Origin of the sequence: Flexibacter flexilis DSM 6793 (genome assembly GCF_900112255.1) — a bacterium.
GTDB lineage: Bacteria > Bacteroidota > Bacteroidia > Cytophagales > Flexibacteraceae > Flexibacter > Flexibacter flexilis.
Window position 1 is genome coordinate 130,713 of sequence record NZ_FOLE01000011.1, and the last position, 21,104, is coordinate 151,816.

16 protein-coding genes are annotated in these 21,104 nt (G+C 42.2%); 9 read left to right on the top strand and 7 right to left on the bottom strand.

Features of this window, described 5'->3' with window-relative positions; genetic code table 11:
* Nucleotides 1-179 precede the first annotated feature (179 nt).
* Nucleotides 180-1,088 carry an Rpn family recombination-promoting nuclease/putative transposase gene (locus BM090_RS16100; protein WP_091515877.1) on the top strand — a complete coding sequence of 303 codons (909 nt, stop codon included), beginning with the start codon at nucleotides 180-182 and terminating at the stop codon, nucleotides 1,086-1,088.
* Between the two features lie 87 nt (nucleotides 1,089-1,175).
* Here the strand turns inward: BM090_RS16100 and BM090_RS16105 are convergent, their stop codons facing one another.
* Complete coding sequence (locus BM090_RS16105; protein WP_091515880.1) at nucleotides 1,176-1,544, bottom strand: hypothetical protein; 369 nt, start codon at nucleotides 1,542-1,544, stop codon at nucleotides 1,176-1,178.
* Nucleotides 1,545-1,580: 36 nt separating this feature from the next.
* A complete protein-coding gene (locus tag BM090_RS16110; protein ID WP_091515884.1) occupies nucleotides 1,581-2,198 on the bottom strand; it encodes a rhomboid family intramembrane serine protease in 618 nt (205 codons plus the stop codon).
* Nucleotides 2,199-2,399: 201 nt separating this feature from the next.
* Here BM090_RS16110 and BM090_RS16115 point away from each other — a divergent pair, with 201 nt between their 5' ends.
* From BM090_RS16115 to BM090_RS16130, 4 genes are all read left to right on the top strand, one after another.
* Nucleotides 2,400-2,831, top strand: coding sequence for a hypothetical protein (locus tag BM090_RS16115; protein ID WP_091515887.1), 432 nt, complete (start codon nucleotides 2,400-2,402; stop codon nucleotides 2,829-2,831).
* 153 nt (nucleotides 2,832-2,984) lie between these two features.
* Complete coding sequence (locus BM090_RS16120; RefSeq protein ID WP_091515890.1) at nucleotides 2,985-3,461, top strand: KdsC family phosphatase; 477 nt, start codon at nucleotides 2,985-2,987, stop codon at nucleotides 3,459-3,461.
* 112 nt (nucleotides 3,462-3,573) lie between these two features.
* Nucleotides 3,574-4,734 (top strand): glycosyltransferase, encoded by a 1,161-nt coding sequence (locus BM090_RS16125; RefSeq protein ID WP_091515892.1) that lies wholly within the window; start codon nucleotides 3,574-3,576, stop codon nucleotides 4,732-4,734.
* 141 nt (nucleotides 4,735-4,875) lie between these two features.
* The gene (locus BM090_RS16130) at nucleotides 4,876-5,340 is read left to right on the top strand and encodes a DUF5991 domain-containing protein (RefSeq protein ID WP_143084010.1); all 465 of its coding nucleotides are present in this window, start codon (nucleotides 4,876-4,878) and stop codon (nucleotides 5,338-5,340) included.
* A gap of 59 nt (nucleotides 5,341-5,399) precedes the next feature.
* On the opposite strand, the gene BM090_RS16135 is transcribed toward BM090_RS16130, so the two are convergent.
* Entirely contained in the window at nucleotides 5,400-8,030 is a 2,631-nt protein-coding gene (locus BM090_RS16135; protein ID WP_091515898.1) for an MGH1-like glycoside hydrolase domain-containing protein, read from the bottom strand.
* Nucleotides 8,031-8,540: 510 nt separating this feature from the next.
* Between BM090_RS16135 and BM090_RS16140 the strand changes: the two genes are divergently transcribed.
* A complete protein-coding gene (locus BM090_RS16140; RefSeq protein WP_091515901.1) occupies nucleotides 8,541-8,870 on the top strand; it encodes an ArsR/SmtB family transcription factor in 330 nt (109 codons plus the stop codon).
* Nucleotides 8,871-8,982: 112 nt separating this feature from the next.
* On the opposite strand, the gene BM090_RS16145 is transcribed toward BM090_RS16140, so the two are convergent.
* The gene (locus BM090_RS16145; protein ID WP_091515904.1) at nucleotides 8,983-10,494 is read right to left on the bottom strand and encodes a hypothetical protein; all 1,512 of its coding nucleotides are present in this window, start codon (nucleotides 10,492-10,494) and stop codon (nucleotides 8,983-8,985) included.
* Nucleotides 10,495-10,750: 256 nt separating this feature from the next.
* Here BM090_RS16145 and BM090_RS16150 point away from each other — a divergent pair, with 256 nt between their 5' ends.
* Entirely contained in the window at nucleotides 10,751-13,039 is a 2,289-nt protein-coding gene (locus tag BM090_RS16150; RefSeq protein WP_091515906.1) for a LysM peptidoglycan-binding domain-containing protein, read from the top strand.
* A 78-nt stretch (nucleotides 13,040-13,117) separates the two neighbouring features.
* Nucleotides 13,118-14,548 (top strand): phytoene desaturase family protein, encoded by a 1,431-nt coding sequence (locus tag BM090_RS16155; RefSeq protein WP_091515909.1) that lies wholly within the window; start codon nucleotides 13,118-13,120, stop codon nucleotides 14,546-14,548.
* Between the two features lie 78 nt (nucleotides 14,549-14,626).
* Here BM090_RS16155 and BM090_RS18495 read toward each other — a convergent pair whose 3' ends face one another.
* From BM090_RS18495 to mnmE, 3 genes are all read right to left on the bottom strand, one after another.
* Nucleotides 14,627-14,791, bottom strand: a complete 165-nt coding sequence (locus BM090_RS18495; protein WP_177199976.1) for a hypothetical protein — start codon at nucleotides 14,789-14,791, stop codon at nucleotides 14,627-14,629.
* An 80-nt stretch (nucleotides 14,792-14,871) separates the two neighbouring features.
* Nucleotides 14,872-15,864, bottom strand: a complete 993-nt coding sequence (locus BM090_RS16160) for a hypothetical protein (RefSeq protein ID WP_091515911.1) — start codon at nucleotides 15,862-15,864, stop codon at nucleotides 14,872-14,874.
* A 123-nt stretch (nucleotides 15,865-15,987) separates the two neighbouring features.
* The gene (gene mnmE / locus BM090_RS16165) at nucleotides 15,988-17,385 is read right to left on the bottom strand and encodes a tRNA uridine-5-carboxymethylaminomethyl(34) synthesis GTPase MnmE (protein ID WP_091515913.1); all 1,398 of its coding nucleotides are present in this window, start codon (nucleotides 17,383-17,385) and stop codon (nucleotides 15,988-15,990) included.
* A 334-nt stretch (nucleotides 17,386-17,719) separates the two neighbouring features.
* Between mnmE and BM090_RS16170 the strand changes: the two genes are divergently transcribed.
* A complete protein-coding gene (locus BM090_RS16170) occupies nucleotides 17,720-21,043 on the top strand; it encodes a T9SS type B sorting domain-containing protein (protein WP_177199977.1) in 3,324 nt (1,107 codons plus the stop codon).
* Nucleotides 21,044-21,104: the final 61 nt, after the last annotated feature.

The window sequence follows — 21,104 nt, forward strand, 5'->3', positions numbered from 1 at the left end:
ACGCAGCCTTTGGCAGGCTCACGACAAACATACATATTTTGGGCGGATTCTGGAAAAGTACACTAAACTATAAGTTGAAAGATGTAAAAAATAGCCATTAGCAACCCCATACATTGAAATATTGGGTTTATCAGCTCGCGGCATTTGTGTTAAAAATAAAAAATGGAGAAATTTAGCCCATGACTACGCAAGAAAAATATATAAATCCTTTTACGGATTTTGGTTTTAAGAAATTATTTGGTTCTGAACCGAATAAAAACTTGTTAATGAGCTTTTTAAATGAAATATTGAAACTCAATATCGTAGAGCTTACTTACAAGAAAACCGAACATTTGGGCGCGTCGGATTTGGATAGAAAAGTTATTTTTGATTTGTATTGTCAAAATGAGGCAGGCGAAAGATTCATCGTGGAGCTGCAAAAAGCGCGGCAAAGTTTCTTTAAAGACCGTTCTATTTTTTACGCTACTTTCCCGATACAAGAACAAGCGGAAAAAGGCGATTGGAACTATGAACTAAATGCGGTTTATACGGTCGCAATTCTTGATTTTTGTTTTGATGACGAATATAAAAATGATTTGAAAGTGAGTGTCAAGCTCATGGACGAACACAAGAAGCGTGTTTTTTACGACAAACTTACGTTTTTGTATTTGCAAATGCCCAACTTCCAAAAATCCGAAAATGAACTGGAAACACTGGAAGACAAGTGGTTATATTTGATTCGGAATTTACACAAACTCCAAAACCGCCCTGCGCGATTGCAAGAACGCGTCTTTGCGCAAGCCTTCGAAACGGCGGAATTGGCGAAACTGGACGCAACCGAGCGCACTGCCTACGAGGACAGCTTGAAATATTACCGCGATGTCAAAAACTCACTGGACACCGCCAAAGAAGAAGGACGCGAGGAAGGCCGAGAAGAAGGCATTGAAATTGGGAAGGAAATAGGGATTGAGATTGGTGCAGAAAGAACCAAAATACAAGGCCTTCTAAAGGCTTTGGAACGTGGGAAATTAACGATTGAGGAAATTGCCGAAGATTTCGATGTACCTATTGTATTTGTATTGAAAATCAAAAACAAGGAGATTGATTAATAACAAAACGGCAAGTAAAGGCCATTCTTCAATAAAAAATCCAAAAGCCATCGCGCTAATGCAGAAGCGATGGCTTTTGGCAATATTTTAATCTTCTGGGTACGGGATAAAAACAATGTTTGTAAAATCCGCATCCACTACAAACAGACAGCAAAACTCGTCGGGGTCTTTGTAGGCCGCTTTGAACGCGTCCAGCCCGTCGGCAGCCACAAGGCCGCGTTGTTCAAAATCTTCCAAATACGAAATATAATAATCCCAACGGGTTTTGGCTTCGTTTGCGCCCAACAGCAAGGCCCCTACGCTAATGCGCGTTTGGCTAATGGGAAAAATCGGAAAATCCGAGATGCCACGTCGGCGCAACTGATACGACGCTTCTTTGATGGTGTCGGCTATTTTTACAAAATCCGAAGAAATTGTTCCCAAATATTTGCCGTTTAATTCTGGATCGTTGTGCATAAACAGTTTATTTTGAGACTTTTATACAAAAATAAATTAAAATCGCCAAGCAAGAATTTGTTGTACAAAATTGGTAGCAGCTCCTTGCACGGTGAGCAGCGCGAAAATCGCTCCGAAAGCCGAGCCGTAAAAGTGCGCATCGTGGTTGATGCCTTGTCCGTAGCTTTGGCGCGACATATAACTACAATACCACAAGTACAAACCCGCAAAAATAAACCCTGGGATTGGCAACAAAAGCATGATGTAAAGTGGCATGGTTGGCGCAAAAACAATGCCCGCAAACACTACCGCCGACACGCCACCCGACGCACCCAACGACTCATAACCCGAATCGTTTTTGTGTTTGAAATAAGTTGGCAAATCTGCCACCACAATGCCCAACAAATACAAAATTCCAAACATCAGGCCGCCATTGTAACCCGCCGCCGAATAGATTTGCTCAATATATTCACCAAAAGAATACAGCGTGAGCATATTAAAAAACAGGTGCATATAGTCCTGATGAATAAAGCCCGACATAATGAAACGTTCATATTCGCGGTGGCGCGTAATGCGCACGGGATTCATCGTCCAGCGGCTCAATTGGCTTGGATTGTTCCACGCATAGAAACTAACCCCTACGGTCAGCAAAACAATAATGATGGTTGCACTCATTTTTTTATGTAAGATAGTCAGAATATCAGAACAAAGATTTCCCGAAAAAAATCCCTGCTCCGCTTTGCTGGCGCAAAACTATAAAAAAACATAGGTTTTGCCTGCAAACTCTTTGCAATTCTACGCATCATTGTTTTATATTTGCTCTGATATGAATATCTGAAAAGTTCCCTTAATTTTCTATTATTGCCCTGTTACTGTATGAAACGTTCTGCTTTATTTAGTTTGTCGGTTGGCTTGCTTTGGTTGGCGGCCTGTGGTGCGAAAAAAGAACCTAAAAGTCCTGAACAATCTCGCGCCGAAGACTCGGTTTTGAGTTATGCTAAGTCGCATTATCAGAACGTTTTACATAAAAGTTCGCGTGATTCTATCCGTTTTTCAAAACTAAAGAAAATGGAAGGATACCGCAATGGGCTAAAAGCACCGACCGAATATTTGGTTTATTATTTGGCCGATGTGGTGGACACAAACCTTGTGTTCGATATGGAAACAGGCGTAATCAAAGAAAAACAAACCACCCGCCGCCCCGACGTAAAAATTGAGGTTTGGCTTGACAGTGCCTTCAAAGTGCGCGAATACAAAATTCCTGCACCTGTTGCGCCTGCTACTCCTTCGGCCAATCCGCAAGAATAACATTACATGATTTGTTTTTTGAAAATAGACAAACCTGTCAGGATTCATAACCCTGACAGGTTTGTTGTTATATGGGCGGTTAAACTTGGAGAAAATAGATATTATTGATAGGTTTGTCCTTATCATTTGTATCTTAATTTTTTTGATTTTCCGATGACTTTAAAAGAAAAAATAAAAATCTTCTTGACCGACGTGGACGGCGTAATGACCGATGCGGGAATGTACTACACCGAGTCGGGCGACGAGCTGAAAAAGTTTAACACTCACGACGGCATGGGGCTGAAACTCATTCAGGCCACAGGCGTAAAAACGGGTATTATTACTTCCGAAAATACCAAAATCGTGGAACGCCGCGCCGCCAAACTCAAGATAGATTATTTGTATCAAGGCACTTACACGAAACTACAAGCCGCCAAAGAAATTTGTGAAAAAGAAGGCTTCACGCTCGACCAAGTGGCCTACATCGGCGACGACGTGAACTGTTTTGAGCTATTGAGCAACGTAGGTTTGGCCGCTTGCCCAGCCAACGCATTGCCCAAAATCAAAGCCATTCCAAACATTATTTTGTTGGAGAAAAAAGGCGGCGATGGCGCAGTTCGTGAGTTTATCGAAATGATTATGAATAACTAATTTTTAGTTTTGTATTATGCCCAAACTCCTGTAAATCAACGTGCAAGAGTTTGGGATTTTTGTTTTGAATAAAACCAAACCACAATTGCGGCAGATTGCTTAATTTCGCAACATGGGATTTTCGTTGTTTGCTTGTGCGGTGTTATTGGCTTATTGTGTGGCGTTGTGGTGGTTGCGGAAACACTGGAACGCGGCTTTACACGAAAGTACGCGTATTTTGCAAATGCCTGCTCCGTCGTTTTTTTCAGAAAACAAACCTTTTATTTCGGTAATTATTGCTGTGCGCAACGAGGCTGCCAATCTTCCGAAACTTTTGCAATCACTTGATAGTCAGATGCTAAAACCGTCATTGTTCGAAGTCATTTTCATAGACGACGACTCAGACGACCATACCGCCTCAATCCTTCAAAGCCATGCGGCGCGTTATGCTTTGCGTTATTTTTTACTGGAAAAAACAAAAGACACAGCCCATAAAAAACGCGCTGTTGGCACAGGCATCAGCCATGCACGCGGGCAATTGATTGTTTGCACCGATGGCGATTGTCATTTTGGAGCAAATTGGTTAGCTCAATATTATACATTTCAGCAGCAAACCCAAGCTGTTTTTGTCAGTGCGCCAGTTTGTTTGGAAGCTACGCCGCCAAATCTTTTTACCCAAATGCAAGTAATTGAGTTTGCGAGCCTTATCGGGACGGGTGGCGCGAGCTTGCACGCGGGCGCGGCCAATATGTGCAACGGCGCGAATTTGGCTTATCTTAAATCCGCTTACGAGCAAGTCGGCGGCTTTGCAGGCAAAACGCATTTGGCCTCTGGCGACGATGAATTTTTGATGCACAAAATGGCGGCAGCTTTTCCCAAAAAAGTAATATTTCTTGCCCACCCCGACAGCGTCGTAAATACTGCTACCCAACCCAATTGGCGGAGTTTTGTGGCGCAACGAAAACGTTGGGCAAGCAAATGGAGCAGCTACCAAGACTGGAAAGTAACGGGTTTGGCTATTGGTACGGCGGCGTTTCATGGGCTGGTGATAGCCTGCTGGATATGCGTTTTTATTTCCCCAAAAGAAAACTTTTTATTACTTATCTCACTCATCATCAAAGCAATAACCGAATACGTTTTGTTAAAAAAAATCTGTACAGACACCCGCGCACATTGGAGCAATGCAGCCTTTGGCGCGTTGCAAATATTGTACAGTCCGTATGTGGTATTTTTTGGACTGTCGGCGGCTCTGCTGCCCAAAGGCTACACTTGGAAAAGCCGACAAGTACAATAACAATATATACACTAAGAATCAAAGTAATGTGATTTTTACCTAGATATTTACTTACACCTCACAGTATTTTAAAAGAAATTTTACTATGTTTGTTTATAAACATTTAAGCCACTATGTTTTTTTATACAAAAACAACCAAACATGATGGATAGCAAATTAGTATTCATGGCAATATTGGGTTTGAGCCTACTGATGAGTAGTTGCAACCTCAAAAACAGCGACACACAAACACCAAACTGGGAAGGAGCATATTCGTTTGGCGAGTCTATGCCTTCGATGGAAAACAAGCAGGATACATGGCGTTGGCAATATGTCCTAAAAGTAAATAGTGCACCAGAATCCTCACAGTCTTACACGGTGGAGTTGGACATTAATGGCCACAAAACTGAACTTTCGCTGGACTGTATCGGAATGGCCAATGCGGATAGTTTGCAAATTATTTTTCAGGATTATCCGCCAGATGCCGAGCAAATCCAATACAACAAAGGCGATTTGTTGCTCACGCTCTACAAAAAAGATGGCAAAGTGCTGACCTACTGGCGAGGCCTTCAGCCGAATGTGGAAGAAAATTTGGTGCAAGGAAAAGCATATTTTAATCATCAATAAAACAAAAAACAAAGGCTACTCAGTATAAGAGTAGCCTTTGTTTTTTCCTGAAAATCAGATTATTGTCTATACATTTTGTTGATCATGTCAGCCAAAATGCCCGTCCAGCCTGTTTGGTGGCTTGCGCCTAAGCCGTTGCCGTTGTCGCCGTTGAAATATTCATAAAACAAAATATAATCCTTGAAATGCGGGTCGGTTTGCATCTTTTCGTTGCCGTTATAGACGGGACGTTTGCCGTCGGCATTTTGTCGGAAAATATTTAACATTCGGCTGCTCAACATAATAGTAATGTCTTTGATAGTGAGCATTTTACCAGAACCTTTTGGCCATTCTATCTTGAAATCATCACCGTAATAATCATAATATTTAAGCAACGACTCGAAAATAAGATAGTTTATCGGAAACCAAATCGGACCACGCCAATTGGAGTTGCCGCCAAACATGGCCGAATCCGATTCGCCTGGCTGATAGTCCACCGTCAGTGTATAATCGCCCAGTTTGAACTGATAGGGATTTTCTTTGTGGTAGCGCGACAAAGCCCGAATCCCGAAATCAGACAGAAACTCGGTTTCGTCGAGCATTCTTTCCAACACTTTTTGAATGCGGTATTTGTTAAGCAAAGCCAACAAACGGCGTTCGCCTTTGCCTGGTTCGGAATAACGAGACACCAAACCCGCCAATTGTGGTTTTGTTTTCAGGAAGAAATTTAACTTTTTCCTAAATTCGGGCATTTTCTCGTAGGCTTCGGACTTGAGCGTCTCGACGGCAAATAGCGGAATAAGTCCCACAATCGAACGCACTTTCAGGAGTTTAGAGCTGCCGTCGGGCATACACAACAAATCAAAGAAAAAGTTTTCTTCCGCGTCCCAAAGGCCGCTATTGTTGTTGCCCATGTTACCGTTGATGGCGAGGGCGATATTTAAGAAATGGTCAAAAAACTTAATCGCTAAGTCCTGATACACTGTGTTATGCTCGGCCAACTCAATGGCAATGCGCAACATATTGAGCGAATACATGGCCATCCAACCTGTGCCGTCGGCTTGCTCTATGTAGCCGCCTGTGGGCAATGGGCTGCTGCGATCGAAGACCCCAATATTATCCAAGCCCAAAAAGCCACCTTCAAAAATGTTGTTGCCCGTGCTGTCTTTGCGATTGATCCACCACGTAAAATTGAGCAATAGTTTATGAAATGCTCTTTCCAGAAATGACATATCGCCTTTGCCGCCTTTGGCGCGTTTGTCCTTGCGATACACCCGAAGCACTGCCCACGCATGAACAGGCGGATTTACGTCCCCAAAATTCCACTCATAAGCAGGAATTTGGCCGTTGGGATGCATATAATTTTCTGACAAAAACAATAAAAGTTGGTCTTTGGCAAAATCCGCATCAATCATGGCGATTGGTACGCAGTGAAAAGCCAAATCCCAAGCTGCATACCACGGATATTCCCATTTGTCGGGCATGGAAATAATGTCGGCGTTGTTGATGTGCTTCCAGTGGCTATTGCGCCCAAATTTGCGGTCGGGCGATACCTGAAAATTATTAGGCTCGCCTTCTATCCATTCTTTGACGTTGTAATAATAAAATTGTTTGCTCCACATCATGCCCGCAAATGCCTGACGTTGAATATTTTTCACGTCAGCATCGGTAATGTTGCACTGGATTTTGTTGTAAAACTCGTCGGCTTCTTGCTTACGGCTCTCAAACGTTTGGGCAGCCTCTGTAAATGGATGATCGTGGGCTTTGCGCGAAAGTCTGACTTGAAGCGTAACGGGTTCGTTGGGTTTAACATTGATTTTGTACACACCTGCCGCTTTCGTACCTCTACGTTTGGCATTCACCGACTCACGTTTTCCTTCTACCACAAAATCATTGATACCGTCTTTGTAAAAATCACTTTTACCGCGCGGCTGCCCGTACAAACGCTCTTTATTGCTTTCGTTGTCGCAAAAAAGCAATAAAGGATAGCCGTCAAAGTAAAAATGATAATCGTCCATCGCATGATGCTCCAAGATAATAGTATCAGGTGCTGCGGCACGCATATCAGGAATTGTATTGTAATTATTCCACGACCAAGTATTTCTAAACCAGATAGTTGGCAACACAGTTAACGGAGCAGGTTTGTCCGAACGATTGTGTATGGTGGCACGAATCAAAATATCGTCCGTATCTACTTTGGCGTATTCCAGAAAAATATCGAAATACTCGTTATTGTCAAAAATACCTGTATCTAATATTTCAAATTCGGGTTGTTGGCGATTGCGGGCGCGGTTTTCGGCCACAAGTTGCGAGTATGGAAATGCTTGTTGAGGGTATTTATACAGCATTTTCATGTACGAATGTGTCGGTGTGCTATCCAAATAATAGTACAATTCTTTTACATCTTCGCCATGATTTCCTTCTGGACCCGTGAGGCCGAAAAGTCGTTCTTTGAGTAATGGGTCTTTCCCGTTCCAGAAAGCAAAAGCAAAACAAATATGTTGATGTTCGTCGCAAATACCACCGATGCCTTCTTCTCCCCACCGATACGCCTTGCTGCGTGCGTGGTCGTGTGTGATAAATCCCCAAGCATTGCCATCAAAACTATAATCTTCCCGAACCGTGCCCCACTGCCTGTCGGTCAGGTAAGGGCCCCATCTTTTCCAATGGCGTTTTTTGGATTCGTGCAATCGGGTTTCTTCTGCAGTCATTTAACTTTTCTGAATAAAATAGTGAACAAATCAGGTCGGCGAAATCTGCCAGTAATGGAGAGGATAAACGTAGGTTTACACGGCGTGCAAGGCGGCAAATTTCGGGATTGCGAAGCATAAAAACAAACCGCACTCATAACACTGCTTATACGTCATATGCAGTACAAAATATTGCTTTAAATTGGAACAAATCTAATTAAAAGTTAGATAATCTTTAAAAAATTCAATTTTTATCAAAAAAATCTTTAAGTATATTTTGATATTTAATTTTTATAGCCGTATTTTGTAGCTAACAAGAGTTAGCGAGGCAGTCTCATAATTGAAAATATCAATATTGCTGTAATTGCTTAGAAGTAAACTTACACTCACACACAAATTCATTCGCTTTTATTTTTTTTACGTTCCCACTACGCTACAACATTACACAATAAATTGGGCTGACCTTCGTTCTTATAGTAGAAATGACTATACTTTAATATATCTCTTAATTTTGTCCTATTTATTTGTTTTATGGAAACTACATCATCAATGACAAGCTTGATGGAGCGCATTTCTGAGGAAGAACTCAACAAAGCCTCTAACATTTTGAAAGTAATTGCACACCCTGTACGTATGTGCATCGTGGATTTGCTCCGCGACAACAACCGCCTTTCGGTAGTGGAACTTCAGGGCTTATTAAATTTGGAACAGCCAATTGCCTCACAGCATCTTACACTCATGCAAGACAAAGGCATTCTTCGTTCTGAAAGAGTAGGTAAAAACCGTTTTTATTCTTTAGCCAAAACAGATTTGACTCGCGTAGTTGACTGCATCGAACACTGCTTAGGTGGTTCGAAATAATTTTGGTCAAAAAACTTACGATTTTTTTAAAATTTCAGTGTCTGTACAACCCAGCTAATTACTGGGTTGTACATGATATTAAAGATGCTAGTCGGCAAATAGACATGATACGCTATCTGACCGAAATTTTGTACAAGAAAAAAACATCGCGACGCGCTTCCACACCTGCTGTTTTGGTATTGCGGATTCGTTGTGAGCCCATCATCAAAAAACTATCTGAATACCAATTTGATAAGTTCACGTTTCCTGTATGCAAAAGCTCATCATCAGGATACATTAACGCTAACTTTTGTCCTTTTTTTTCTGAGGCGGCTACTTGTTTTCCGTTTTGCACCAACTGCCAGCAAAGTTTTTTATCATTCAGAAAAAATACAGACAGGCCGTGTTGCCCCAAAGCCGCAAAGGTATGTTGCTCCAATTTGGTACTTTGATGCTCATTGCCTTCTATTGTCCAATCCCAGAGATAGTTCGCTTTTTTATCAAAAACCGTAACGCTGCCACGCGTATAACGATATTCATCCAACATTCGATAGTCATTCACAGCAGGCGAAGAACCCATCGTGGGGCGGCCAATGCTTTGGTTGGAATGGGTTTTGTAATAACATTCGCCCAACAACGCAAAGGTGCTATCGCCGTAGCATGGTTTATGTAAAATCCAGCGCTCGGCAAGCCTGTATTCGTCGCCATCTTGTTTGTAGCGTTCTAGTTTTTCGGCCATGCGTTTTTGGCCAGCCTCGCCTTTGTAAGCAAAAAAGTTTTTATTTTCTACAAAAGGCCAACGCTTGTATATATTGCGCTGATTATCTGTAAGATTAACGGATTGAAACCAAAAACCCTGCGGAAAATCCATGTTGCGATGATAGTAATAACCCGCCAAACGAATGTTAGTAGAGTCGTGTCCCATCGCCGTAAAATTAACGGGAGAATATTCGCCTTCTTGGTTGATTTGCGTGTCCGAATGCAAAAAACCACCTTGATTGTAAACCCGAACGCGCCAAGCATTTTTGTCTCGGCTTTCGCGCGAAGTGAGTACATACATTTGCCCTGTTTCGGGGCTAGGAATGAGCTTTTCTACTTTTAGACGTGGTTCGTAAAAAGAAGGCAATACTTTACAGAGTCGCGTGTCCATATCAAAAAACATGACTATATCGCGGGCTTTGGCTTCGCCAGCCAAATACAAATCTGCGTTACATATTGCCACCTCTTTGATTTCCATGCGCATCGGCAAATTAATATTAATTGCCTCCAACGTACCTGTATTCAAGTTCCAAACCAAGAGTGTTACGTCCTGCGCGGCATTGTCAAAAACCAAACACAGCACCGAATCAGCCCAAATACTTTGGTTGTATTTCAGTTTGGTAGGCAAAGTATAAGTCGCCTGTAAATGATGCACAAAAGCCGTGTCCACCAACGTAAATTCCCATTTGCGATTGGTTTGAAACAGATTTTCGTTTTCGGCGGCAATAATAGCCGCGCCACGTTCTTCTACCGCAACTACGTTCTGTACTTGCGTTTTTTCTTCGCTGATTTCGTGGCGTTTGAAGTATAGATTTTGAGCAAAGCTCCACCGAACATTCAGGCACAGACAAAAGAATATATATAAAAAAACGATATTGATTTTCATAAAAAAAGCCAGTAAAAAATCTAAATGTTTTTAATTTAAAGGTATTTTTACAAAAGCTAAAGTAAAAATACCGCTGACACAATACAAGTATGTGTTAAAAAGTTTTTATATCACAGCCTTATCTTTTAAATCTTTCAAAGATAAAGCCTAAAGATTCGGGCGAAACCTGTAATTTTGCAAAATGATAGTGGTGTATTTTGTGAAACACAACATTATAAAATATACCTTGAACTGATTATCTGCTTCAACATTCAATATGAAGAAAATAACCATTGTATTGGTCTTGCTTTTTTTTGGCAAAATATTGGCCAGCCATGCACAAGAAACCGTTACTACACCTGAACAAATGCAATTTGCAGGTATAGAACTCAAAATTTCGGAAAAAGTACGCGCCAGCATTGACGAAAACGTGCAATCGTTAATGAAAAATAACAAATACTTTCGCCAAAAAGTAGAGCGTGCCGATGCGTATTTTCATATCATCGAAAAAGTTTTTGCAGAAGAAAATATCCCTGACGATATAAAGTATTTGGTTTTACAGGAAAGTGGGCTGATTTCTGATGCGGTTTCTACGTCCAATGCCGTTGGTTTTTGGCAGTTCAAAAAAGCAACAGGCATCGAAATGGGTTTGCGCATAGACGACGATGTGGACGAACGCATGAATATCGTGGCTTCTTCGCACGCGGCAGCCAAATATTTCAAACGACATAATTTCTACATGAAAAACTGGATTTATGCTGTGCTTTCGCATTATGCGGGCTTGGGTGGCGCGAAAAGTGTGGCCGACCCGCAATACATGGGTGCGGACAAAATGGAGCTTGACGAAAAAACCCACTGGTATGTTATTAAATATTTGTCGCACAAGGTGGCCTTTGAGAGCGTAATTCACCGCACGCCCGTGCTACCGCTCAAAGTACTGGAATACGACGATTGTGAAGGCAAAACCCTTGAACAAATCGCGCAAGAAACCAACATCGAACTGGAACAAATTCGTTTTTATAATAAATGGCTCAAAGCCGACAAAGTGCCCACCGACAAAGATTATGTGGTGCTTTTGCCCGTGAAGTCTGATCAAGAAACAGGCCTGATGGCCATGATAAACAAACCCGTAGTAGGCGAGTCGGAAAACATTAAGCCTTGGAAAGAAAAAACAGGCTTGTTTGGCTGGGGCAAATCCAAGAGCAGTTCCGAACCCAAAACCGATGCCAAGACAGGCGAATATGTGAGCGAAGCTCCTATTTTCTTTTCTTGGAATGGGATAAAAGCTATTCAGGCACGCAAAGGCGATAATATCAACAAACTGGCCTTGCAATCGGATATTTCTAAAGAAGATTTCTTGGAATACAACGACTTACGCAATTTTGATTTGATTGTGTCGGGGCAAGTGTATTATATCCGTAAAAAGCACAAACGTGCTAAAGTGCCATTTCATACCGTAAAAGACGGCGAAACACTTTGGGAAATTTCGCAAAATTACGGGATTACGATGCAGTCGCTTTTGAAGAAAAACCGCATGGACAAACCTGAACTGTTGAAAGCAGGCCGCGTGTTGTGGTTGCGCCGCACACGCCCCGAAAGTACGCCCATCGAGTACGAAGAAGTTCCGCCTGCACCACCAATTTTTCCTTTGCCCAAAAAAGAAAAAACAGATAGCGTACCGCAACAACAAAGCCAACAAAAACCCAAAAGCAATACGGCTTTAGCCCAAAACAAAACCAAACAAAATACGGCCAGCGAACCTGTTTCGGACAAAATAGAATTTGTGTTGCCAATGGATTCGGTGCGTGCTGCTCGCCAAGCAGCGTTGGCAGATTCGATGCTCAAAGCCGATGAGTTGCAGGAACAAGCCGCCGAAAATAGTCTAGATAGCATCAAAATTTTTGTGGCAGGTGGCGAAAAACTTCCAACCAAAAAGCCTAGCAAAGAAGACATTGAGGAGTTAAACGAACCCGTGCAAGAGCCCACGCCAACGCCCGAAAAACCAAAATCAACGCCAAACAGCAAAACTGAGCCAACCAAACCCGCCACTTTGCCCAAAACAGAAAGCAAACCCGTAGTGGAAGAAATGGTGGAAGCCGTGCCGTTTAAGGTGCATAACATAGAAGCTGGACAAACGCTTTACAAAGTAAGTAAACTCTACGGCGTGCGCGTGGATAGCATCGTGGCTTGGAACAATTTGGACGGCACGCCGCTCAAACTGGGGCAAGCCCTCAAAATTCGGACGGATAAAGATATTGTGAGTACCGCACCAGTCAGCACGCCAGAACCAGCACCCGCGAAGGAAAAAACACCAACGCCCAAAACGGAAACCATAGAAGTGGTTGTGCCCAAAACAAAACCTACTACACCACCGACTACTACAAAATCTACTGTAAATCAAAATAATACGGCTACTGAATCAGTAAAATATTATACCGTAAAAAGTGGCGATACGCTTTACAAGATCGCACGCGAAAACAGTGTAACGGTTGGCCAACTCAAAGAATGGAACAACAAAGCAGATTTCAGTGTGTCTTTGGGTGAAAAATTGGTAGTAAAGAAATAATTCTTTTTATAAACAATCCTGAAAATCAATATGTTTTGGGATTGTTATTTGTTTTTGAGCTTAATTGTCTATAATTCAATGTCTTCTTACCAGAAATACGATGCCGTAATCATTGGCTCAGGCCCTAACGGCTTAAGTGCAGGTATTTTTTTAGCACAAAAAGGAAAAAATGTGCTAATCATAGAGGCTTCCAGCACTGTTGGGGGCGGCACAGGCACAAAGCAACTTACCTTAGAAGGATTTCAGCATGATGTTTGTTCGGCGGTTCACCCGATGGGTTATCTGTCGCCTTATATGCGTACGTTGCGTCTGGAAGAATATGGTTTGGAATGGATTTTCCCCAATGCTTCGGTGGCTCACCCACTGGACACTGGCGAGGTGATTTTACTCAAAAAATCAGTAGAAGAAACGGCCGAACAGTTAGGTGCAGACAAAGACCGCTACATCAGGCTCATGCAGCCTTTGGCCAAACATATCGATTGGCTCATGGAAGATTCTATGCGGCCTTTGGGCATGGTCAAGCACCCTTTTTTCATGGCGCAATTTGGCCTAAAAGCCTTATGGCCTGCGCAAACATTTGCTAATTTTTATTTTAAAGAAGAAAAAGCAAAAGCCCTTTTTGCGGGTTGTGCGGCGCATAGTATTTTGCCTTTTGATAAATTTTTTACGGCGGCTTTGGGGCTTGTCTTTTTGGCTACAGGCCATGCCGTAAACTGGCCAATTGCCAAAGGTGGTTCTACGGCGATTGCGGCGGCAATGCGCAAATGTTTTGAGGCGCATGGCGGGGAAATTCAATTGAATCAGAAAATTACAGATTTCGGACAGTTGCCTGCGGCTCGGTCTTATATTTTTGATACAGACCCGTTTCAATTGGCTTCTATCGCCTCGAAGCAATTGCCTGACTCTTATACCAACCAACTCCGAAAATTCAATTTTGGGCCTGGTGTTTTCAAAATAGATTACGCGCTTTCTGCCCCAATTCCTTGGAAAAATAAAGCCGCTTTAGAGGCTTCTACCGTTCATTTGGGTGGCACTTTGGCCGAAATTGCCTACGATGAAAAGCAAGTATGGGAAGGCCATAATCCGACCAAGCCGTATATCCTGATGGCGCAACAAAGCCAGTTTGACCCCAGCCGCAGTCCGCAAGGCAAGCATACGGGTTGGGCGTATTGCCACGTCCCGAATGGCTCAAAAGCAGACATGACGGAGGTGATAGAAAACCAAATAGAGCGATTTGCGCCAGGGTTTAAGCAAACAATTTTAGGGAAATATACGATGGGAACGGCTGATTTTCAGGCCTATAATCCGAATTATTTTGGGGGAGCCGTAACAGGCGGCGCGGCAGACATTACGCAATTGTTTACTCGACCTGTGGCAAGGCTCGACCCATATTCAACGCCCAATTCCCAAATATTTATATGCTCAGCCTCTACGCCGCCAGGCGGTGGTGTGCATGGCATGAACGGCTATTTTGCGGCGCAAAGCGTTTGGAAAAATGTATTGTCGTAGGGCAATAGTAAACAATAACTTGAATTGAAAGAGATAACCCCTCAAAGCAAATATTTGGTGGGTTATCTCTTTTTGTAATTAGCTATCTTTCAGAAAATCAATGATACATTTAAGTAGCAGCCCCACCAAAGGACTATTACAAATTTTGGTGATGTGTTCCCATACAGACGGTTTTTCTGTGTGCGAACCTTGTTGCATCTGAACTTTTGGAGTAGTGAAACTCCGCTTTTTTCTTTTAGCCATAACCTTTGACTTTTTATTGTTTTTACAAAAGTATGGCACTGGAAAAAGGGAAAAGTTAAGAGGTTAAGAGGCTCTTAACTTTATGAATGTTTTTTTATTGCTGTTAGTATCGTATCTATCTTTTTATAGTCTTTCGGCTTACTCCAATCTGTAATCTTCTTTTTTGCTTGTGCTAAATCATTGCTATTTAATAATTTACCTTTAGCATTAAGAAATATGCCACTGCCTGCTATGCTCTGCCAATTCTGGCCTTCAAAAACCTTATCAAGAAAATAGGCTAATAGCGCATTCGTACTTATCCATTTTATCGGTGTGATATTTTGTATCGGTTGGCCTGTAAAAATGGCCATAAATTGTTCTAAGGTGGTATCTGGTGCTATCAATTCATATTTTACACTTACCATCAAGTTATAAAGCTCTGGCAACTCAGTTTCTGGTTTATCTTTCCATTGGTAAGATATTTTTGAGGCTGGCTTTTTTGGTTGAGCGGTTTGGGATTTTAGCGTTAAGGCGGCGGCAGCAGTTTCAAATCGTTGTAAATATTCTAATTCTGCGAGTTTATTTGACAAAGGAGTAATTACATTTTCCAGCATAGCGGGGGCGAATGATTTTTTTGATTTTTCTATGCACTCAATTGCTTCTTTGGGTTCAATTTGTAATCTATCCAGCGTTGCTCCAAGATGGCTGTGAATGAGCACTTTTGCATAATATTTATTATCACCAATTAGCCTAAATGTAATTCGAACAGCATCATGCTCGTTTTTGGGGTTTAATGGTCTTGGTGGTTTTACATCGTCGAAGGTAGTATCAAATACATCTGTTATAATTGGAGCTTCTTTAAGCCATTCGACTATGTCTTTTTTATGACTATCGCACCAAAATAACGCAGCATGATACTTGAATTGTTGATACATATTCAAATAAAAATCACAAGTAAACTTATGATCATCAAATTTTTTAACTTCTTCTAAAAGCTTACCTAAATTAGGTAGAGGGCTTTGGTAACAAGGTGACGAAGCTAAATTCTTAACGTCATTTGCCAAGTTATCGGGTGTAAAATCAGATTTTCTCATACTTATTAATTTTCATCAATTTTATTTACCAATCACTTCTTGGTTGCAAATTAACCGCAAAAAGCCCTAAAAGTCGTTGCTTCTGGGGCTTTTTTTTGTTTTAAATTATTGATTTACAGTTGTTTATTTACCGATGCAAAATTTACTAAAGATATTATCCAAAAGGTCTTCGTGAGAGATTTGGCCAGTGATGCTTCCCAGCGCGTGCAGTGCGTGCCGAATGTCCATTGCCAAGAAATCCCCAGTTACGCGGCGGTCGAGGCCATCAAGTACGGCCAGCAGCGACGCATCCGTCTGGACTAAGGCCTCATGGTGGCGTGCGTTGGTTACGACCGTGTTACCCGCACGCACTTCCCCGATGTTGAGTTTGCGTAAAATATGGTTTTTGAGGTCTTCCAGATGCAATTGCTTTTTGGCCGAAATCAACACCACCTCTTCGGCTACGCTGTCAAAATACGCTTTTAGCTCGTCGGGCAAATAAACATCGGCTTTGTTGCCGACCATCAGGAACGGCACGCCAAAACTTTGCACATATTCACGGTGACTGATGTAGTCCTCCACGTCCCGAATGTCCTGCAAATCAAACATATACAAAATAAGTCCAGCTTGTTGCATTTTGGCTTTGGTGCGCTCAATGCCAATGGCCTCGATGCGGTCGGTAGTGCCTTCGCGCAAACCTGCCGTATCTATAAACCGAAAAACAATGCCTTCCATCACCAATTCGTCTTCTATAAAATCGCGCGTTGTGCCCGCAATTTCCGACACAATTGCTTTTTCTTCTTTGAGCAAAGCATTGAGCAGCGTGGATTTGCCCGCATTCGGACGGCCTGCAATCACCGTCGGCACGCCATTTTTGAGCACATTGCCATACGAAAACGAAGTAAGCAAAGGCGTAATGAGTCCGCGCAACTCGTATATCAAATCGCGCAAGTCTTGGCGGTCGGCAAACTCTACATCTTCTTCCCCAAAATCCAATTCCAATTCGATGAGCGAAGCAAAATGAATGAGTTTTTCGCGCAAAGTCTGAATTTCTTTGGAAAAACCGCCGCGCATTTGGCTCAAGGCCGCATCTCTGGCCGCTTCGGTTTCGGCGGCGATAAGGTCGGCAACGGCTTCGGCCTGCGCCAAATCAAATTTGCCATTAAGAAACGCACGGCGCGTAAATTCGCCAGCCTGCGCCATTCGTGCGCCAGCTGCTACCAAATTGCGGAGAATTTCTTGTACAATAAACGGCGACCCGTGGCAAGCAATTTCGGCCACATTCTCGCCCGTAAACGAGTTGGGAGCTTTAAAAACCGTAATCAATACTTCGTCCAAAGGCTTGCCCGCCATGTCGCGCAGAATGCCAAAATGTACGGTGTGGCTGGGCACATCCGCTAATTTTTTTGACTTAAATAATTGATTACAAATCTCAAAAGCCTGTTGCCCCGACACGCGAAGCAAGGCCACCGCTCCCACACCAGCCGCGCTAATGGGAGCAACAATTGTATCTTGAAAACTAAAGTTAGATTCGGGACGCATAGCAAAAACAGACTTTTTGGGGGTCTGCACAATACAAAGATAGGTTTTTACTGAATACAATCAGTTTTGAGGTATAAACGCGTAAATTTTGTATTAAGTTTAGAGTGTTTGTAAGGTCTGTGTAATGTTACATTAAAAAAATCAAAAAAATACTTGTTACTTTCTAACACAATTCAGTATCCAGCTTTAGTTTCATTATTTTTTAATAAAAAATATACATAACATGAAATTTATCTATCTCTCAACCCTACTTTTTTTGATAAGTATTGTGTCCATCGCCCAGCGGGTGAAAAATATTCCAATACAGGCAGGTGTTTATCCCACAATATCCCCAATGACAACCGATAACAATGGTACGCTGTGGGTAGCCACCAACGGAGCAGGTATTGCCAAGTTGGTCAATGGCGAATTTGTTTATTATAACACCTCTAATTCCAACCTGACGGGCAATTATACTTATTCGATTGTTCGTGATTCTACAGGCCATCTTTGGTGTTCGGCAATTACTGTTCCCAATTACTCAGGTGTTATAACGAGTGGCGCAAATGGGCTTTTCAGAATAGAAAATGACATATTTGTGGCCAAACCTATTTCGGGTCGCAATACCAGTCAGATACGAAGTATTACTTGCGACCTAAAGGGTAAAGTTTGGGTTGCCTTATCGGATGATAGAGGTATTGCCGCCTATGATAACCAAACAAGCACTTGGGATGTAAAAACTATAACATCTTTCTCAGACAGTCGCCGTGCATATTATATTAGCGTGGATAAAAAAAATAGAAAATGGATTTCGACTCAGTTTAGCGGCTACACTCAATACAATGATACAGCATTTACAACTATGCCATTAGTGAATGCTAGCGAACGTTTTTTTACTAATCCTACCGTAGATGATACGGTTTGGAATGCCTCATTTATGGGTTCATTCAATCGCTATAATCCTAACCGAAATCAATATCCAGATAAAACAGCCGCCAGTCTTGGGATTACAGACGTAACATCATTGTCCGTTGTTGCTTTTGACCGTTATGGCGGAAAATGGTATTCTACCAACAACGGCGTTGTATATCAAGGTTGTGATACTACAATTCAGTTTGATTTAGGAACAAACTCTACTACGAATATTTATATTGACAAGCAAAATACCAAATGGATAGCACCTTACAGCGTTGGTTTAAGTAATTTAGTCAAACTCATTGACGTGAAAGCCGACTTTACTTTTAATACCATTACTTGCGCAGGCACCGCCGTTGCATTTAGCAATGTATCTTCGGAGCTATGCCGAATGCCGCTCACTTACAAATGGAACTTTGGCGACGGAACGGCTACCACCACACAAACCAGCCCTTCCCATATTTTTAGTCAAGCAGGAACTTATGACATTCAGCTTATCGCCACCAATCCAAGAGGAATAGCCGATACACTTTTTCAAAGCATTACGGTTACTTCTTGTAACAATATTGTTCCTTCGTTTGCAATTCCTGATACAGTTTGTATGCGCACGCCGATTACTTTCCAAAACACCACCACAGGCAGCCATATCGCCTCTTACTTATGGAAAGTACCGCATTGGCCAACCAATAGTGCCAGTTTTACGACCTTAGACACATTGACTTCTACAGAACCTAACCCTACATTTTCTATTAATATAAACAATCAAAATTCGCCGTACGTAAACGTCCCCGTTACGCTGATTGTAACCGATTCTTCAGGCAACAAATTTAAACTAACCCAAAATGTAGTGGTAGCAGCACCCGTACAAGTCCGATTAGTCGGGGTTAAATTTACACCACCAATAAGTATGCAAGTTGTCCCTTTTTCTGACACTACGGTATGTGCCAACAGTGGTTTGAATATTGGCGCAACTTATGTGCCTTTTAATTCAATTTTTTATACAGCCATTACAAGTATAAGGCTTTATAGAAATGACACACTCATCCATGCTGGCCTAATCACCGAATCGCTTGAACCTTATTTAAAAAAATCAGGGACTTATTATGCCGTTACCTCGAATACTTTAACGCCCTGCGCCGATACATCGCAAAAAATAACTATCAAATACAATCCTGTGCCAAAGCTAAACATACTTGGCGACACGGTCGTTTGTGCGGGTAGTACAGCAGAGTTGTATAATATGTGGCAAGACAGCACCAGTTATCAATGGTACAAAAATGGTATCTTGTTACCTGCTGCCACCGACACAACGCTTAGCATTACACAAGCAGGAACGTATTCGATTAAAGCCGTAAATCAGTGCGGTTGTGTGGATTCGGTCAAGCAAGTCGTAACAGCGGATAGCGTGAGTAATTTTGCGCTAAGTGTTACGTCGCTGTCTCCATGCCTCAACGATAGTACAAAATTGGCTGCGCCTACGGGTTTTGCCTCGTACCTGTGGAGCAATGGCAGCACAAACAGCAGCATAACTGTTACAGATACAAGTACTTATTCACTAACCGTTACGAATGTAAATGGCTGTACGCGTCAAGTGAGCGGAAAAGCTCTTTTTCAGCCTATGCCAACGGTAACGGTAGTCAATACGGGTAATAGTCATTTGTGCGCAGGTGATAGCACTACGCTAATTGCGTCTGGTGGTTTTGGCCAATTTGTTTGGAATAATGGCGCGACTACGCAATTTATTAAAGTAAAAACCGCAGGCGATTATTTCTATAAAGTAAAAATTAACAATTGTTGGGCGTATTCGGACACGGTACACATTACGGGTTCTTTGTTGCCTACCATTTACCTCAATTTTGCAGGCGATACTATTTTGTGTAACGGCCAAAGTGTTACGATTGCTCCAAGAGACACGCTTCAGGGTGGCGAATATTTATGGAACAGAGGCGATACCACTATCGCTATAACCGTCAATCAAACAGGAATTTACTATGTAAATTATCGCGATACGTTGGGGTGCTCGGCACGTAGTAATACTGTTGGCGTACTGACCAATGGCGTTGCGGTAGTAGATATTTTATTGATTGGGAAAAATGTATTGTGCGAAGGCGATACGGTTTCACTTCTGGCCAACCAATCAGGCCAATATCAATGGAATACAGGACAAATGACGCAGCTATTACAAACCGCTCAAGCGGGATATTATTTTGTAAAAGTATTGCTATCAAATGGCTGTACTATCGACTCAGATACCGTGTTTATCAAAGAAGCCACGCCGCCCAAAATCACATTGGTTGCCGATAGCGTATTTTGTAGCATTACGGGAGCAGTGTTAGAAGCACAACCACAATGGCCAGTGCTGTATTATGAGTGGTTCGACAAAGACGGTCAACTCCTTGCGCAAAGTGTAAAACCTACGTTCAAAGTAGAAAAAACTGGCGTTTATAGTGTGAAAGCGTGGGACGGTTGTCGTTGGGCGGCTTCTGACCCTGTTCGTATAGAAGCCATGGATTGTGCTTTGTCTGTTCCCAACGTCATTACACCGAACGGCGATGGCGACAACGACCAATTCAAAATCAAGGAACTGGACTTGTATGCGCCATTGCATTTGCGTGTGCACAATCGTTGGGGCAAGCTCATGTACGAAAACAAAGACTACCGCAATGACTGGACTGGTGATGATTTGCCCGCAGGAACATATTTTATCCATATCAATAGCCCGCGTTTGGTTACTTACAAAGGTTGGCTGGAGATACTCAGATAGGAAAAGTCAACTAAAAAAGGCCGCTAATTAGCGGCCTTTTTTAGTTTTGATTAATTTGTAA

Bases quoted from the DNA above. Each gene is read 5' to 3' on its own strand.
- BM090_RS16100 (WP_091515877.1), top strand. From the start codon at position 180: ATGACTACGCAAGAAAAATATATAAATCCTTTTACGGATTTTGGTTTT.
- BM090_RS16105 (WP_091515880.1), bottom strand. From the start codon at position 1,544: ATGCACAACGATCCAGAATTAAACGGCAAATATTTGGGAACAATTTCT.
- BM090_RS16110 (WP_091515884.1), bottom strand. From the start codon at position 2,198: ATGAGTGCAACCATCATTATTGTTTTGCTGACCGTAGGGGTTAGTTTC.
- BM090_RS16115 (WP_091515887.1), top strand. From the start codon at position 2,400: ATGAAACGTTCTGCTTTATTTAGTTTGTCGGTTGGCTTGCTTTGGTTG.
- BM090_RS16120 (WP_091515890.1), top strand. From the start codon at position 2,985: ATGACTTTAAAAGAAAAAATAAAAATCTTCTTGACCGACGTGGACGGC.
- BM090_RS16125 (WP_091515892.1), top strand. From the start codon at position 3,574: ATGGGATTTTCGTTGTTTGCTTGTGCGGTGTTATTGGCTTATTGTGTG.
- BM090_RS16130 (WP_143084010.1), top strand. From the start codon at position 4,876: ATGATGGATAGCAAATTAGTATTCATGGCAATATTGGGTTTGAGCCTA.
- BM090_RS16135 (WP_091515898.1), bottom strand. From the start codon at position 8,030: ATGACTGCAGAAGAAACCCGATTGCACGAATCCAAAAAACGCCATTGG.
- BM090_RS16140 (WP_091515901.1), top strand. From the start codon at position 8,541: ATGGAAACTACATCATCAATGACAAGCTTGATGGAGCGCATTTCTGAG.
- BM090_RS16145 (WP_091515904.1), bottom strand. From the start codon at position 10,494: ATGAAAATCAATATCGTTTTTTTATATATATTCTTTTGTCTGTGCCTG.
- BM090_RS16150 (WP_091515906.1), top strand. From the start codon at position 10,751: ATGAAGAAAATAACCATTGTATTGGTCTTGCTTTTTTTTGGCAAAATA.
- BM090_RS16155 (WP_091515909.1), top strand. From the start codon at position 13,118: ATGTCTTCTTACCAGAAATACGATGCCGTAATCATTGGCTCAGGCCCT.
- BM090_RS18495 (WP_177199976.1), bottom strand. From the start codon at position 14,791: ATGGCTAAAAGAAAAAAGCGGAGTTTCACTACTCCAAAAGTTCAGATG.
- BM090_RS16160 (WP_091515911.1), bottom strand. From the start codon at position 15,864: ATGAGAAAATCTGATTTTACACCCGATAACTTGGCAAATGACGTTAAG.
- mnmE (WP_091515913.1), bottom strand. From the start codon at position 17,385: ATGCGTCCCGAATCTAACTTTAGTTTTCAAGATACAATTGTTGCTCCC.
- BM090_RS16170 (WP_177199977.1), top strand. From the start codon at position 17,720: ATGACAACCGATAACAATGGTACGCTGTGGGTAGCCACCAACGGAGCA.